The organism is Mycobacterium sp. NPDC050551 (assembly GCF_040674075.1).
Lineage (GTDB): Bacteria > Actinomycetota > Actinomycetes > Mycobacteriales > Mycobacteriaceae > Mycobacterium.
The window spans coordinates 259,957-274,746 of sequence record NZ_JBFARC010000005.1; the positions used below are offsets into that span (position 1 = coordinate 259,957).

General features: G+C 69.1%; 14 protein-coding genes and 1 other RNA gene. 7 read left to right on the plus strand and 8 right to left on the minus strand.

Annotation, left to right across the window (positions count from 1 at the left end):
• Nucleotides 1–42: 42 nt before the first annotated feature.
• The 3 genes from AB0K11_RS21120 to AB0K11_RS21130 all read right to left on the minus strand — a co-directional run bounded on the left by AB0K11_RS21120 (nucleotide 43) and on the right by AB0K11_RS21130 (nucleotide 4,619).
• Nucleotides 43–1,584 carry an alpha/beta hydrolase gene (locus AB0K11_RS21120; RefSeq protein ID WP_364981256.1) on the minus strand — a complete coding sequence of 514 codons (1,542 nt, stop codon included), beginning with the start codon at nucleotides 1,582–1,584 and terminating at the stop codon, nucleotides 43–45.
• Nucleotides 1,585–1,648: 64 nt separating this feature from the next.
• Nucleotides 1,649–3,169: an alpha/beta hydrolase gene (locus AB0K11_RS21125; RefSeq protein WP_364981259.1), complete on the minus strand. Its 1,521-nt coding sequence runs from the start codon at nucleotides 3,167–3,169 to the stop codon at nucleotides 1,649–1,651.
• 58 nt (nucleotides 3,170–3,227) lie between these two features.
• On the minus strand, nucleotides 3,228–4,619 hold the full coding sequence (locus tag AB0K11_RS21130; protein WP_364981261.1) for a wax ester/triacylglycerol synthase family O-acyltransferase: 1,392 nt from the start codon (nucleotides 4,617–4,619) through the stop codon (nucleotides 3,228–3,230).
• Between the two features lie 156 nt (nucleotides 4,620–4,775).
• Between AB0K11_RS21130 and panB the strand changes: the two genes are divergently transcribed.
• A complete protein-coding gene (panB, locus tag AB0K11_RS21135; protein WP_364981264.1) occupies nucleotides 4,776–5,636 on the plus strand; it encodes a 3-methyl-2-oxobutanoate hydroxymethyltransferase in 861 nt (286 codons plus the stop codon).
• Here the strand turns inward: panB and AB0K11_RS21140 are convergent.
• Nucleotides 5,633–6,412 (minus strand): enoyl-CoA hydratase/isomerase family protein, encoded by a 780-nt coding sequence (locus AB0K11_RS21140; RefSeq protein ID WP_364981267.1) that lies wholly within the window; start codon nucleotides 6,410–6,412, stop codon nucleotides 5,633–5,635. The two genes, panB and AB0K11_RS21140, sit on opposite strands and share 4 nt — an antisense overlap.
• A 131-nt stretch (nucleotides 6,413–6,543) precedes the next feature.
• Here AB0K11_RS21140 and AB0K11_RS21145 point away from each other — a divergent pair, with 131 nt between their 5' ends.
• Nucleotides 6,544–8,088, plus strand: coding sequence for a CYTH and CHAD domain-containing protein (locus tag AB0K11_RS21145; protein WP_364981270.1), 1,545 nt, complete (start codon nucleotides 6,544–6,546; stop codon nucleotides 8,086–8,088).
• Nucleotides 8,089–8,110: 22 nt separating this feature from the next.
• On the opposite strand, the gene rnpB is transcribed toward AB0K11_RS21145, so the two are convergent.
• An RNA gene (gene rnpB / locus AB0K11_RS21150) (RNase P RNA component class A) lies at nucleotides 8,111–8,496 on the minus strand.
• A gap of 43 nt (nucleotides 8,497–8,539) precedes the next feature.
• Here rnpB and AB0K11_RS21155 point away from each other — a divergent pair.
• Together AB0K11_RS21155 and AB0K11_RS21160 are read left to right on the plus strand one after the other, a co-directional pair.
• Nucleotides 8,540–8,992, plus strand: a complete 453-nt coding sequence (locus AB0K11_RS21155) for an AraC family transcriptional regulator (protein WP_364981272.1) — start codon at nucleotides 8,540–8,542, stop codon at nucleotides 8,990–8,992.
• A 10-nt stretch (nucleotides 8,993–9,002) separates the two neighbouring features.
• Nucleotides 9,003–9,419 carry a VOC family protein gene (locus AB0K11_RS21160; RefSeq protein ID WP_364981275.1) on the plus strand — a complete coding sequence of 139 codons (417 nt, stop codon included), beginning with the start codon at nucleotides 9,003–9,005 and terminating at the stop codon, nucleotides 9,417–9,419.
• A 52-nt stretch (nucleotides 9,420–9,471) separates the two neighbouring features.
• On the opposite strand, the gene AB0K11_RS21165 is transcribed toward AB0K11_RS21160, so the two are convergent.
• Nucleotides 9,472–11,040 carry a DUF222 domain-containing protein gene (locus AB0K11_RS21165; RefSeq protein WP_364981278.1) on the minus strand — a complete coding sequence of 523 codons (1,569 nt, stop codon included), beginning with the start codon at nucleotides 11,038–11,040 and terminating at the stop codon, nucleotides 9,472–9,474.
• Between the two features lie 295 nt (nucleotides 11,041–11,335).
• Here AB0K11_RS21165 and AB0K11_RS21170 point away from each other — a divergent pair, with 295 nt between their 5' ends.
• Together AB0K11_RS21170 and AB0K11_RS21175 are read left to right on the plus strand one after the other, a co-directional pair.
• Nucleotides 11,336–11,845 (plus strand): methylated-DNA--[protein]-cysteine S-methyltransferase, encoded by a 510-nt coding sequence (locus AB0K11_RS21170; RefSeq protein WP_364981281.1) that lies wholly within the window; start codon nucleotides 11,336–11,338, stop codon nucleotides 11,843–11,845.
• Entirely contained in the window at nucleotides 11,845–12,570 is a 726-nt protein-coding gene (locus AB0K11_RS21175; protein ID WP_364981284.1) for a 2OG-Fe(II) oxygenase, read from the plus strand. Before AB0K11_RS21170 ends, AB0K11_RS21175 begins: the two co-directional genes overlap by 1 nt.
• An 8-nt stretch (nucleotides 12,571–12,578) precedes the next feature.
• On the opposite strand, the gene AB0K11_RS21180 is transcribed toward AB0K11_RS21175, so the two are convergent.
• Nucleotides 12,579–13,205, minus strand: a complete 627-nt coding sequence (locus AB0K11_RS21180; protein ID WP_364981287.1) for a class I SAM-dependent methyltransferase — start codon at nucleotides 13,203–13,205, stop codon at nucleotides 12,579–12,581.
• Nucleotides 13,198–14,154, minus strand: a complete 957-nt coding sequence (locus AB0K11_RS21185; protein ID WP_364981290.1) for an NAD(P)/FAD-dependent oxidoreductase — start codon at nucleotides 14,152–14,154, stop codon at nucleotides 13,198–13,200. The genes AB0K11_RS21180 and AB0K11_RS21185 overlap by 8 nt, the downstream gene beginning before the upstream one ends.
• Before the next feature lie 47 nt (nucleotides 14,155–14,201).
• Here AB0K11_RS21185 and AB0K11_RS21190 point away from each other — a divergent pair, with 47 nt between their 5' ends.
• Complete coding sequence (locus tag AB0K11_RS21190; protein ID WP_364981293.1) at nucleotides 14,202–14,786, plus strand: XRE family transcriptional regulator; 585 nt, start codon at nucleotides 14,202–14,204, stop codon at nucleotides 14,784–14,786.
• Nucleotides 14,787–14,790 lie beyond the last annotated feature (4 nt).

The window sequence follows — 14,790 nt, forward strand, 5'->3', positions numbered from 1 at the left end:
GTAGGTTCCGGCTGTTAAATCCGTGTTACGCCGCTGCTAGATCTAGCAAGTCAAACCGGACGGAGGGGCCTGCAGATCGACGAGGAACCCGAGGGTGGCGGTGTCGACGCAGGCATCGCCGTTGAACACCACGGTGTGCTGGGTGCCGTCGAAGGTGATCAGCGACGCCTGCATCTGCCGTGCCAGCTCGACGCCCGCCTCGTACGGCGTCGCCGGATCACGGGTCGTCGAGACCACGACGACCTTGCCGGGACCGGGGCTCACGGCCGGATGCGGGGTCGACGTCGCCGGCACCGGCCACATCGCGCAGATGTCGCGGGGAGCGAACCCGGTGAACGAACCGTAGGCGAGGAACGGCGCGGCCAGGCGGGCCTGCCGGTCGATGTCGGCCCACGCCGCTGGGTCGGTCGGGTACGCGGAGTTCACGCAGCGGATCGCCGTGAACGCATCCTGCTGGTTGCCGTAGTGGCCGGCGCGATCGCGCTTCTGGTACTCGTCGGCCAGCACCAGCAGGTCACCGGGGTCGCTGCCCCGGGCCAGGCCGAGCAGACCGCTGGTGAGGTAGGGCCAGAAGCGCTTCGAGTACAGGGCGCTGCCGGTGCCGGTGATGGCGTCCTGGTAGCCCAGTCCGCGCGGGTCGGGAGTCGGGGCGGGGCGCTGCGCCAGGGGGTCGACGAGTTGGTGGTAGCGGTTGACGAACTGCGCCGGATCGGTGCCGAGTGGGCACCCGGCGGATGTCGCGCAGTCGGCGGCGTAGGCGTCGAACGCCCGCTGGAAGCCGGCCAACTGGCGAAGGTTGCGGGTGGTCGGGTCGAGGCTCGGGTCCACCGCCCCGTCGAGCACCATGGCCCGCACCCGGTCGGGGAACTGTTCGGCGTAGCCGGCGCCGATTTCGGTGCCGTAGGAGAACCCGAGATAGTTCAGTTGCTGCTCGCCGAGCGCCCCGCGGACGGCGTCCATGTCGCGCACCGCGGAGGCGGTGCCCACTCCCGCCAGGAACTGTGCGCCCATCCGGTCGAGGCACTGCTGGGCGAGCTGTCGGTAGACCCCTTCGATGTGCGCGACGCCGGCCGGGCTGTAGTCGGCCATCGGTTCACGGCGGTAGGCGTCGAACTCCGCGTCGGTGCGGCACCGCAGTTCCGGCGTCGAATGGCCGACACCGCGCGGGTCGAAGCCGACCAGGTCGAATCGCCTGCCGATCTCGGTGTCGGCCAGCGCGGCGCTCATACCTGCGACGACGTCGACGGCCGAGGCGCCGGGACCGCCCGGGTTGACCATCAGCACGCCGATGCGCTCACCGCGGGCCGGAACGCGGATGACGGCCAATTGTGCTTGCGCCGCTTGTGGATTCGCCGCATCGTTCCAGTCGACGGGTACCGCCACCCGGCCGCACTGCGCGGTCGGGACGCGGCTGACGTCGCCGAGCATGTCGGCACAGCCACCCCATACCGGCGGCTGTCCGTAGGCCTGAATGGCCTGGCCCTCGGGGCTGGCCAGCGCGGGAGCCGCGCCGGGGGCGGGCAGCATGACGAGCACGAGCGCAGCCGCCAACGACCGCCGTCCGACCCGCCACATGGCGCTCATGGTCGCACGGCCGACCGCGGCAGGTCTGCGGCCGGTACGAAACGGTGACCTGGCTGTGACCCGCTCAGCGGCAACGGGTGTCGGCCGGCGGCACCTTCACGTCGACCAGGTAGGTCGCCGCGATGTCGTCGACGCAGCTGTTGCCCTGGAACACCACGGTGTGCTGGGTGCCCTCGAACGTCACCAGCGTGCCGCCCAGCTGACGGGCCAGGTCCACCCCGGCCTGATACGGCGTGGCGGGGTCGTTGGTCGTCGAGACCACGAGGACCGGCGGCAGGCCGCTGACCGAGATCTCGTGCGGCTCACTGGTCGGCGGCACCGGCCACATCGCGCAGGTGCCCAACGGGGCGTTGCCGGTGAAATCGCCGTAGCTCATGAACGGCGCCACCTCGCGCAGCCTGCGGTCCTCCTCGATGATCTTCTCCCGGTCCTTCACGGCCGGCTGGTCCACGCAGTTCACCGCCACTCGCACGTCGGTCGAGTTGTTGTAGTGCCCGGTGGCGTCGCGGCGCATGTAGAGGTCGGCGAGGATCAGCATCGTGTCGCCGCGGCCCTGCTTGAGCTCGGTGAGCCCGGTGGTCAGGTGTCGCCACAGATTCGGCGAGTACAGGGTCATGATGGTGCCGACGATCGCGTCGCTGTAGGAGAGCCCGCGCGGGTCATCGGTCTTGGCGGGCGTTTCGACGAGCGGGTCGACCAGGCTCTTGTACACCTCGACGGCCTTGGCGGGGTCGGTGCCGAGCGGACAGTCCGGGGACTTGGCGCAGTCGGCGGCGTAATTGTCGAACGCCTGCTGGAAGGCTGCGGCCTGGCGGATGTCGGCCTCGATGGGGTCGGCGTTCGGATCGACCGCGCCGTCGAGGATCATCGCCCGCACCTTGTCCGGGAAGGCCTCAGCGTAGGCCGACCCGATGCGGGTGCCGTAGGAGTAGCCGAGGTAGGTCAGCTTCTCGTCGCCGAGGGACTGCCGGATCGCGTCGAGATCGCGTGCGACGTTTGCCGTTCCGATGTTGGCCAGGAAGTTCTCACCGGACTTGTCGACGCACCGCTGGATGAACGCCCGGGTCTCGTTCTCGATGTGCTCGACGCCTTCTGGCGTGTAGTCAACCTGCGGGTCGGCGCGCAGCCGGTCGTTGTCGGTGTCGGAGTTGCACCACACCGCAGGCGAGGACGAGGCGACGCCGCGCGGATCGAAACCGACCAGGTCGAACCGTTCGCGCACCGAGTCGGGGATCGACGGCAGGGTCGACACGGCCGCCTCGACGCCCGACTCCCCCGGTCCGCCGGGGTTGATCACCAGCGAGCCGATCCGGTTCGGGCCGGTGGCCTTGAACCGGATCATCGCCAGCCGGGCGACGTCACCGTCGGGCTTGGAGTAGTCGACGGGGACCGACAGCAGACCGCACTCGGCGTCCGGCGGGATCCGGGATTCACCCGACGGCGCAGAGCCCTGGCACAGCACCCATTGCACCGGCGTGCCCGGCCGCGGCACGGCGAGAACCGCACGTCCGTCGACGACGTTGCTGCAGCCCGCCACCAGGAGCAGGGCCGCGGCGGCCGCAACGACCCCCATGCGATGTCTCATGGCTCCACATGCTGCCATGACCGACCATCAGTGCTGGCGAGGCGGCTGCCGGGCGGGTTCAGCGCGTGGCGTCGAGGAGCTCCTCGAGCGCAGGCGCGAAGTCGTCGGCCATGTCCCACAGGTCGGGCAGCAGTTCGGGGCACGACACCAGGCCGACGTCGAGCTTGCCGTTGAGCGACATCACCGTGATGTTCAGCGCGGCGCCGTGGAAGACCGGGCCGATCGGGTACATCGCGCCGACCTCGCATCCCAGGTAGTACAGCGGCACCTGGGGGCCGGGGACGTTGGACACCACGAGATTGAGCACCGGGCGGGCGCCGGACAGCCGGCTCGCGGCGTAGACCCGCATCGCCGCACCGAACACCGCGGGCGCGGCGAACTGGGTCCAGTCCTGCAGCAGCGTGGCACCGATCGCCGAACTGTGCTGTTTGGCAACGGAGTTCGCGTCCGAGATGGCCTTGATCCGCTCCAGCGGGTCTTCGACGTTGGTCTCGAGCCGGGAGAACATGCCCGACACCTGATTGCGGCCGGGCCGGTCGGACTTGTCGTGCACCGACACCGGCACCATCGCGATCAGCGTGCTGTCCGGCAGCTGTCCCCGGTCGAGCAGGAATTTGCGCAGCACGCCGGACACCAGCGCCATCACCACGTCGTTGAGCTTGACCCCGAAATGGTTCTTCACCTTCTTGACGTCGTCGAGTTCCAGCTGGGCGAACGCGATGTTGCGGTGGCCCGTGACGTTGGCGTTGAAGGGCGTCTGCGGCGCGGCGAACGGGGCGGCCATCGACTGGCCGGCCCGCGCGCGCTTCACGGTGTCGAGCACCGTGTTGACGGTGCCCGGCAGCGCGTTGACGAACTTGAGCGGCCGGGTGGCGAACTTGATCGCGCCGTTGACGGAGATCTCGAGTTGGTTCCCGCCGCCGACGCCCTGCACGGGCTCGGGGTCGGCCGCGTCGGGTTCGGTGCTGCACAGCTGCGACATCAGGCTGGCGCCGGTCACGCCGTCGACGGCGGCGTGGTGCACCTTGGTCAGCACCACGAGTTTCCCGCCGTCGCGGGCGTCGGTGCCGTCGATGCCCTCGATCACCCACTTCTCCCACAGCGGCCGGGCCCGGTCCAGCGGCAGGGAGGCGATGTGACCGAGGATCTCGGACAGCTCGTGACGGCCACCCGGCGGCGGCAGCCCGATGCGATGCAGGTGCCGGTCGACGTCGAAGTCCTTGTCCTCCACCCACACCGGGTGGTCGAGATTGAACCGGCTGTCGGCGAGCTTCTCCCGGAACTGTGGCATCGACTCGATCCGCTTGGCCAACGCGTCACGCAACTTGTCGAAGGTGTAACCGCCCGGCATCGTCGTCGTGTCGAGCTCCAGGATCGAGCAGACGTGCAGCAGCTGCTGTGCGGTTTCGAGGTACAGGAAGCTGGCGTCGAGTCCGCTGAGGCGTTGCATGTGGCCAGCGTAGGACGCCCGGATGCCGGCGTGTGAGAAAGTCCACTTAACCCAGGGTTCACCTGGGCAGCGCGTGGTGGCACACTGAACTCGTCAGCCGAACCCGGGGACCCTGTCGGGCCTCGAGGATCGAAACGACCACCACGAGGGACAACGATGTCTGAGCAGACTGTCTACGGTGCTGCCGCGGGAACCACCGACGGCGATTCACAGCCCAAGCCACGGACCAAGGTCCGCACGCATCATCTGCACAAATGGAAGGCCGAGGGCCACAAGTGGGCCATGCTGACGGCCTACGACTACTCCACCGCCCGGGTCTTCGACGACGCGGGCATCCCGGTCCTCCTGGTCGGTGACTCGGCCGCCAACGTCGTCTACGGATACGACACGACGGTTCCGGTGTCCGTCGACGAACTGATCCCCCTGGTTCGTGGTGTGGTGCGGGGCGCGCCGCATGCGCTGGTGGTGGCCGACCTACCGTTCGGCAGCTACGAGGCCGGCCCGGCGCAGGCGCTCGCGACCGCCACCCGGTTCCTCAAGGAGACCGGCGCGCACGCGGTGAAGCTCGAGGGCGGTGAACGCGTCGCCGAGCAGATCGCCACGCTGTCTGCCGCCGGTATCCCGGTGATGGCGCACATCGGGTTCACCCCGCAGAGCGTCAACGGTCTCGGCGGCTTCCGGGTGCAGGGCCGCGGCGACGCGGGCGATCAGACGATCCACGACGCCATCGCCGTGCAGGAGGCCGGGGCGTTCGCCGTCGTCATGGAGATGGTGCCCGCCGAACTCGCCACCCAGATCACCGGCAAGCTGACCATCCCCACGATCGGGATCGGCGCCGGACCCAGCTGCGACGCGCAGGTGCTGGTGTGGCAGGACATGGCAGGCCTCACCAACGGCAGGACCGCCAAGTTCGTCAAGCAGTTCGGCAGCGTCGGCGATGAATTACGCCGTGCCGCAACGCAGTACGCCGACGAGGTGGCATCCGGCGTGTTCCCCGCCGAGGAGCACAGCTTCTAGGCGAACTCGGGGCGGCGCTTGGCCAGGAACGCGTCGACCCCCTCGCGCCCGTCGGCTGAGTCGGCGCGGTCGGCGATCAGCCGGCCCTCGAGTTCCATCTGCTCCTCGAGGCTGTTCTTCAACGAGTTCAGCAGCAGGTACTTGACGGCTCCGCCGGACCCGCGCGCACCGGCGGCCACCTTCTCGGCCAGAGCGGTGGCGCGCTCGCCGAGTTCGGCGTCGGGCACCACCTCGGTGGCCAGGCCCCACTCCACCGCCTCCGCCGCGGTCAGTGTCCGGTTGGTCAGCATCAGCTCCTGAGCCTTGCGCAGTCCCACCAGCCGGGGCAGGTAGTACGACGAGCTGCCGTCGGGGCTCAGACCAACCTTCGTGTAGGCCATCGTGAACGTCGCGGACTCGGCGGCCAGTACCAGATCACCGGTGATCGCCAGACTGAACCCGGCGCCTGCGGCGGTGCCGTTGACGGCGGTGATGAGCACCGCGTCGGTGCGCGCGAACGTGGAGATGGCCCGGTGCAGGTCGTCGGCGACGCCCTTGATGTACGCGCCGCGGCTGGGCGCCGACGCGAACGACTTGAGATCGCCACCGGCGCAGAAGAACCTCCCCGCCCCGGTGAGCACCACCACCTTGACCGACGCGGTGTCGCAACGCTTGGCGGCGTCGGCCAGTTCACGAGTCATCGTGTCGTTCATGCCGTTCGCCGCGTCGGGCCGGTTCAGGCCGATGCGCGCGACGGCGCCGTCCTGGGAGAAGGTGATGGCGTCGTATTCGGTCACACCCCGGACTGTATCCGCGGCGTCCGCGCAGCGTGGGAGCCGGTCGGGCGGAGCGGGTGATTCACCTTCGTGTGGCATTGTGGCCACCTGCCGTTCAGACCTGCCTTCGCCCCGGAAAGGACAATGCACCTATGGCCGACAGCTCCGCCGGGGCGCAGAAGGATTCGAAGAAGACCTCGCGCCACACCGAGGTCGAGCGCAAGTTCGAGGTGACCGAATCGACGGTGTCGCCGTCGTTCGCCGGGTTGTCGGCGGTCTCACGGGTGGAGCGGTTGCCGATCCAGCACCTCGACGCCGTCTACTTCGACACCCCGAACCGCGACCTCGCGGCCCATCGCATCACGCTGCGCCGGCGCACCGGGGGCGAGGACGCCGGCTGGCATCTGAAGCTGCCCGCCGGGCCGGACGCCAGGACCGAGGTGAGGCAACCGCTGGACGACGCCGACACCGTGCCGGAGTCGCTGCGCGACGTGGTTCTTGCGGTCGTGCGGGACCGGCCGCTGGCGCCCGTCGCCCGCATCTCCACGGAGCGGACCGTCGATCTTCTGTTCGGCCCCGACGATTCGCCACTGGCGGAGTTCTGCGACGACCAGGTGACGGCGACCGCGGGCCAGGACGGCGACGAACAGCGTTGGCGCGAGTGGGAACTCGAACTCGTCGAAGGCGCTGTCGACGACGGGCGCGCGGGTTCGGAGCTGCTGGACCGGTTGGCCAACCGGCTGTTCGACGCGGGCGCGACGCCCGCCGGGCACGGATCGAAACTGGCCCGCGTGCTCGACACCTCGGGCGGCGAGCCGGCGGACGCCGACGGCGACGAGCGGGCGGTCGACCCGATCCACGCGGCGGTGGCCGAGCAGGTCGACGAGTTGGTGATCTGGGATCGGGCCGTCCGCGCAGACGTGTACGACTCGGTGCACCAGATGCGGGTGGTGACCCGCAAGATCCGCAGCCTGCTGCAGTCGGCGGAAGGCGCGTTCGGCATCTCCGACGACGCGTGGATCCTCGACGAGCTCAAGCAGCTCGCCGCCGTTCTCGGCGTGGCACGCGACGCGGAGGTGCTGGCCGAGAAGTACGAGAAGGCGATCGATGAGCTGCCGGCCGAGCTGGTCCGCGGACCGGTCCGCGAGCGGCTGGTGGAGGGTGCGAAGAAGCGCTACGACGCTGGGCTGCGGCGGTCGTTGATCGCGATGCGCTCACAGCGCTACTTCCGGCTGCTCGACGCGCTCGACGGACTGGTCGCCGCCGAACCTCCGGCGCCCCGGCCCGGTGAGGAACTCGTGCCGGTCTCCATCGACTCGGCCTACAAGAAGGTGAAGCAGGCCACCAAGAAGGCCAGGGCGGTCGCCGAGTCCGACGCCGATGAAGCCGAGCGCGACGAGGCCCTGCACAAGATCCGCAAGCGCGCCAAGCGGCTGCGCTACACGGCCGCGGCGACCGGTGCGAGCAAGGTGGCCGAGCGCGCCAAGGCGGTGCAGTCCCTGCTCGGCGACCATCAGGACAGCGTGGTCAGCCGGGTGCATCTGCACCAGCAGTCGGACGCCGCGCACGCCGCGGGCGAGGACACCTTCACCTACGGCCTGCTCTTCGCCCACGAGGACGCCGTCGCGAAGGAGGCCGAGGAACAGCTCGGCGACGCGCTCGACAAGCTCCACAAGGCGGTACGCAAGGCCGACTGATCACCGGAGTGCTGCTGGGGGGCGGACGAGCTGGCCTGTAAGCCGGATTCTGTTCCCGGTCGGTGAGACCGGGCGGCGACCATCCATCTGGACACACCGTTGCCGGGTGCCTCGAGCGGCCTACCCGCAGGCTCGGGCGAGCAGCCCTCGGACGCCTGCGCGACCGCACCAGGTGCGGCCTTCTTGGCCTTGCTTCGGGTGGGGTTTGCCTAGCCACCCCGGTCACCCGGGATGCTGGTGCGCTCTTACCGCACCGTTTCACCCTTACCACCGCGAGGGTGGCGGTCTGTTTTCTGTGGCACTGTCCCGCGAGTCACCTCGGATTGCCGTTAGCAATCACCCTGCTCTGTGAAGTCCGGACTTTCCTCGGGCCGTATCGCTACGGCACGCGGCCGCCCGGCCAACTCGTCCGCCTCAACAAGATACTCCCCCGGGAGTAACCTCTACCGCTATGCCGCAGGTGCCGCCGGCCCGCTACCTGATGCGCGCGAAAGATCTGGTCGACGCGCGTTACGCCGAGCCGATCACGGTGGACGACCTCGCTGCCGCCGCCGGGCTGTCCCGGGCGCACTTCAGCCGCATGTTCACCAGAACGTTCGGTGAGTCTCCACGAAGCTACCTGCAGACGCGGCGGCTCGAACGCGCCGCGGCGCTGCTGCGCTACACCGACCGCTCGGTGGCCGACATCTGCGTGATGGTCGGCCTGCACAGCGTCGGGTCGTTCACCACCAGCTTCGCCCGGGTGTACGGCAGGCCACCGGCCGCCTACCGGGCCTCGCTACCGCCCGCCGCACTGCGCGCCAGGGTGCCCAGTTGCATTCTGCGCCGCGACACCCGGCCGCCCGCGGACAGCCGCGTCAAGACAGCACACGGGGAGAAGACGAGCGGCGCGGCCCGGCCGTAGCGTCGTGCCCATGATGAGAATCGCCAGCGCCCACCTGTGGGTCCACGATCAGGAAGTCGCGTTGAAGTTCTGGACTGAGCAGGTCGGAATGGAAGTGCGCGAAGATGTTTCACTGCCCGACATCGACACGCCGTTCCGCTGGCTGACCGTCGGACCGCCGGGACAGAACGACGTGTCGATCGTCCTGATGGCGGTGCCCGGCGCGCCGGTGATGGACGACGCAACGCGGTCGCAGGTGCTCGACCTGACGGCCAAGGGGTTCGCGGGAACGGTGTTCCTCACCACCGACGACTGCCAGGGAGCTTTCGAGCGGCTGAGCGCGCGTGGCGTCGAGTTCACTGAGGAGCCACACCCGATGCCCTATGGCATCGACTCGGGTTTCCGGGACCCGTCCGGAAACAGCGTGCGAGTCACCCAACTCGCCTAAATGCAGACGGGCCCGCCGCTTCACCCTGCCCTCGACGAACCATCACCCCACATCAGAAGGGTGGTGGTTCGTCTCCGGGTTGGGGTGGTGGCTTGGGGGCGAACAGTTTGTCGAGTGCTTGCCGGCGGGCGCGGCGGCGGGCTTCGCGGTGTTCGCGATTCTGTTGGCGTTCGGCGGCGACGCGGGCGGCTTTGTTCTGGGCTCGGGTGCGTTGCCGTGTGGGCATCATCGCGGTGCGTTCACCGCAGGGGTCGTCGGGTCGCGGGGTGAAGACCGCGGCGGCGGTGGGGGTGCACAGGTACGGAAAGAGCAGCGCCGAACCCGGTCGGGTGGTGTAGGTCTGGCCCGCCGGGCTCGTCCAGATGACCGTCCCGTCGCGGTGTTGCTGGTCGCGCCAACCCCAGAACGTTTTGATCAAATGGTGCAGGCGGCACAGGCATTTGAGGTTCGATGCCTGGGTCGGTCCGCCCTGGCTGTAAGGGACGGTGTGATCGATGTCGGTGCTGAAGGCCGGCACATCGCAGCCGGGGAATCGGCAGCCCATGTCGCGGCACCGCACGAACTCCGCCAAATTCCGCGACGGGGTATAGCGCGGCTCAGGTGGCGCGTCACCGGGGTGAATGAGCGGCCGGGTGGCGGCGTTCTCGGCCAGGCCGGTGAGCTGTTCAGGCGGCAGCAGGCCGTCGTTGTGCACCAGGCTCGCCACCGACTCAGCGTCGGCATCGGCGGTGTCGGCCACTTCGTCGGCGGCCTCGGCATCCACGTTGTTGGCGTGGGCATCGATCTCGGTGTCGGTGTTGGGTCCGGTGATGGTGTGGATGACGAAGGGGGCGGCGATCGCGTTCTTGTTCGGACAGTCGGGGTTGCCGCACTGGCAGCCCAGGTGGTCGGCGCCCTTGGCGATGGCTTCGATGGCGTCGACGCGGCGCTGCTTCTTGGTGCGGGGATCGGCCGGGCAGACGGTGTCGGCGAGCGCGTCGAGGCGGTTGTCGAACACTCGGGCCCCGGCGGTGGGCATGGTGCCGCCGAAACTGCTCATCCCATCGAGGCCGTCGATCACCCACACCTCACGCTCGTCGGCGGCTTTCTGGCGGCGCCGCAACGCATCCCGATCGTGGGTGGCGATGATCCGGTCGACATATCCGCACACCTGGCCGTAGCTCAGCCTCATCAACCGGGCCGCCGCACCGGCCAGGGTGGCATCGACGTGGGTCAACACCGCGGGGTCGGTGATCAAGGTGGTGCGGTGCAGCAGGGTGTCGACGATGTCGAGGGTCAGCGCACCGGCGCGGAACATCGCCGCGACCAACGGTAGGCGTTCACGCAGTCCGCGAGCGAGGCTGACCTGATCCTTGGCCCGCTCGTACGCGATGTTGAGTGCCGCGCCGATCTCGACGGCCACCGCCGATTCGGTGTCCACCGCCCACTGGTCGCTGAGCTCATCACGCTCGGCGAACCGCACCGCATACAACTCACCGATCGCGGTCAACCGCGCCGCGGCCTGCTGATTCTCCCGGCGCGCCGCTGCCACCACGGCGCAGAGCAGCTCACGTGCCTCGATTGACTCCGGACGCGTCACGGCCAGCACCTGGTCGAAGCTTGCCTGCGCCGGATCGAACATACATTCGATTATTGCAGAGAGGTATGACAAACGATTCTGTTCAACCGGTTCGGATGAGGATGGCCTTGCTCGTTCGCCGCCGGTGATGACTCGTGGTCCAAGTGACGCCCACCTGGGTTGTCTTCCAATTGAGATGTCTCACAGGCGGCGTGCAGGCAAGCGGGCGGACATGACACCACAATCGTGATATCCCACGCCGCGTCGTCATCGGCGTCGACACCCACCTCGACACCGTCCACCTCGCCGTCTCACACATCCGACCGCCCGACCGTCTACACGGTGAAGGGAGGACGCCATGAGCATCCGACACACCGTGATCGACAGTCCACTCGACGAGTTGACGCTGGTTGCCGACGGCGACACGTTGATCGGCCTGTACTTCCGTGGTCACTGGCCCCGGCCGGCGAGGAGCGGCTTCGGCCGACGGATCGACGCGGACACCGACCCGCTGCTGGCCGAGGCGCACACCCAGTTGGGCGACTACCTGACCGGCACTCGCACGGCACTCGATCTGCCGATCGACCCGCGCAGTGACAGCCTGCACCGACGGGTGTGGGGGCAGCTGACCACGATCCCCTATGGCGCCACGATGACGTACGGCGAACTGGCGGACACCGTCGGTGACCTCACCGCCCGCGAAGCCGGGCAGATCGTCGGCCGCAACCCGCTCAGCATCGTGATCCCGTGCCACCGGGTGGTGGGCAAGACCGGCCGGCTGACCGGCTATGCAGGCGGCATCGCACGCAAGAAGCTGCTGCTCGACCTGGAGGAGCCGGCTGAGCTCAGGGCGGCGAGGCTCTTCTGATGAGCGATGGGGTGCAGCACGATTGGCAGCGACGCGTCGACTCCGCGGACTGGGTAGAAGTCGCCGCGGAGCTCGACGAATTCGGTGGCGCCCTGCTGCCCGCGCTGCTCTCCCCCGCCGAGGCGACAGCGCTGCGGGCGGCCTACGACGACGACACGCTGTTTCGCGCGACCATCGACATGGGCAGATACCGCTTCGGTCGTGGCGAGTACCGGTATTTCGACCGCCCCCTTCCCGAGCCCGTCGAGCGGCTCAAACACGCGCTCTATCCTCGCCTGCTGCCGATCGCGCGCGACTGGTGGAACCGGCTCGGACGCGAGGCGCCCTGGCCCGACACCCTCGATGAGTGGCTGGCCGCATGCCACGCCGCCGGCCAGACCCGGTCGACGGCGATCCTGCTCCGATACGGCCCCGGCGACTGGAATGCGCTGCATCGGGACCTGTACGGGGACATGATCTTTCCGCTGCAGGTGGTGATCAACCTGAACCAGCCGGGTGTCGACCACACGGGCGGCGAGTTCCTGCTGCTCGAGCAGCGGCCGCGCGCACAGTCCCGGGGCACCTCGACGACGGTGCCGTTCGGCCACGGGTTCGTGTTCACCACGCGTGAACGGCCGGTGCGCTCCTCCCGCGGTTGGAGTGCCGCGCCGGTCCGCCACGGCGTGTCGACGGTCCGGTCCGGCGAGCGGTTCACCCTCGGTCTGGTGTTCCACGACGCCACCTGAGCGGCGGCTTACTGCACTTCCACTCGGCGCAGGACGATCACGTTGTCGAGCAGAGTCCCCGCCTGACCGTCCGGGCCGACGGCGGGACGCTCGACCGATTCGGCGCGAACCCGTTGCCAATGAACAGGATCGAGCCCGATGGGATCGAGCACCTCGCTGACCGAGAGAAAGCGGTGCTTGCGCGCCATCTCGTGCGCCCACGGTGGCGCCGCACCGTGGTCGACGACGATCAACAGCCCACCCGGCGCCACCGCCTCGACAGCGCGACGCAGCACGGTGTCGCGGTCGAAGTCCAGGGGTGATTGCAGAAACTGCGCTGACACCAGGTCGAACTCGCCGTCGGGGAAACTCTCCAGCAGGTCGTGACGCTGGAAGTCGACACGCGCCGACACCCCGGCCTCCTCTGCGGCGCCGGTCGCACGTTCCAACGCGGTCGGTGAGATGTCCACCGCCGTCACGTGCCATCCGCGTTCGGCCAGCCACACGGTGTCCCCGCCCTCGCCACAGCCCAGGTCGAGAGCACGACCAGGCGGAAGTGATTCGGCCGTCTCGGCGAGCCAGGGATTCACCCGGCCGCTCCACACCCGTTCACGCGCGCCGTACAGCTCGTCCCAGAACTCCTGCGCCTCAGACATTCACGTGTTCCTTCCATTCGGGGACCGGCAATCCGTGGTCGTCGGCCATCAGGGTCTGCATCACCGACGCGCCGGCCAGCGATCCGGCGGCGACGGCCGCCGCCACCTGCGGTACCTGCACGCACACGTCACCGGCGGCGAACACGCCCGGCACCGACGTGCGCTGCAGCGCGTCGACGACCACCGCGTCTTCGGCGAGGGGGTGTGACTCCTGGAACCGCACGCCCAGTCGCGCCGCCAGCGGCGAACGCTGGCGCAGCCTCGGGGTCACCATCAGGGCGCGCCGGTCGATGCCCGCGCCGTCGGCGAATTCGACTGCCTCGAGCCCGTCGTCGACGATCCGCAGCCCCGCCACCGGGCGCTCGTCGATGTCGACGCCGGCCGCGGTCAGTCGCGCGCGGTCGTCGCCGTTCAGATCCGCCGGTCCGTCGGTGAGCACCACGACGTCGTCGGTCCATCCCCGCAGCAGGAGCGAGGCATGCACGGCACGCGGTCCGCGGGCCAGCACCGCGACCGGCTGATCCCTGACCTCCCAGCCGTGGCAGAAGGGACAGTGGAACACCGACCTGCCCCACAGCCGATCCACCCCGGCCAGCGCAGGCATGTCGTAGGACATCCCGCCTGCCAGCAGGATTCGCCGCGCCGTCACCCGTCGACCGTCATTCAGCAAGACGGTGAACCCGGCGTCGACACGCTCGGCGTCCACCACCTCACCGGCACGCACCTCCACCGTCGGATACGCCGCCAGTTCGGACCTGCCCGCCGCGTACAGATCCGCGGGAGGCCGGCCGTCGAATCCGAGGAGCCCGCCGATGCCGTGTGCGGCCAGATTGCTCTGCGCGCCGGCATCCACCACCAGCGTCCGTCGCCGCGCACGTCCCAGCACCAGCGCCGCACTCAGCCCGGCGGCGCCACCGCCCACCACCACACAGTCCCAGATCTCGTCCATGTCCCGAGGTTGCCGCGCACATGGGTCAAGTGCCAAGCTGTTTTGCCATGCAGGCAAAGACGGCCGAAGAAGACAGTGTCGACCAACGGGTCCGGCGGCGGTTGCGAGAGCTGAGGACGCAGCGCGGCCTGACGCTCGAGGAGGTGGCGAACCGGTCGAGCATCGACGTGTCGACACTCAGCCGGCTCGAATCGGGCAAGCGTCGCCTCGCGTTGGATCACCTGCCACGCCTCGCCGCAGCACTGTCGGTCAGCACCGACGACCTGCTGCGCACGCCAGACGCCGAAGACCCACGGGTCAAGAGCAGTTCACACACCCATCACGGCGTCACCTACTGGCCGCTGACCCGGCAGGGGCCGGCCAGTGGCCTGCACGCGTTCAAGATCCGGGTGAGTGCGCGACGCCGCAAGCCGCCGGAGGAACTGCCGGTGCACGAGGGACAGGACTGGATGTACGTGCTCTCGGGCCGGCTGCGGTTGATCCTGGGCGACCAGGATTTCACCGTGAAACCCGGTGAGGCGGTGGAATTCTCGACGTGGACGCCGCACTGGTTCGGCGCTGTCGAGGAAGCGGTCGAGGCGCTGGCGATCTTCGGGCCGCACGGCGAGCGCCTGCACCTGCACACCTCGTGACCGG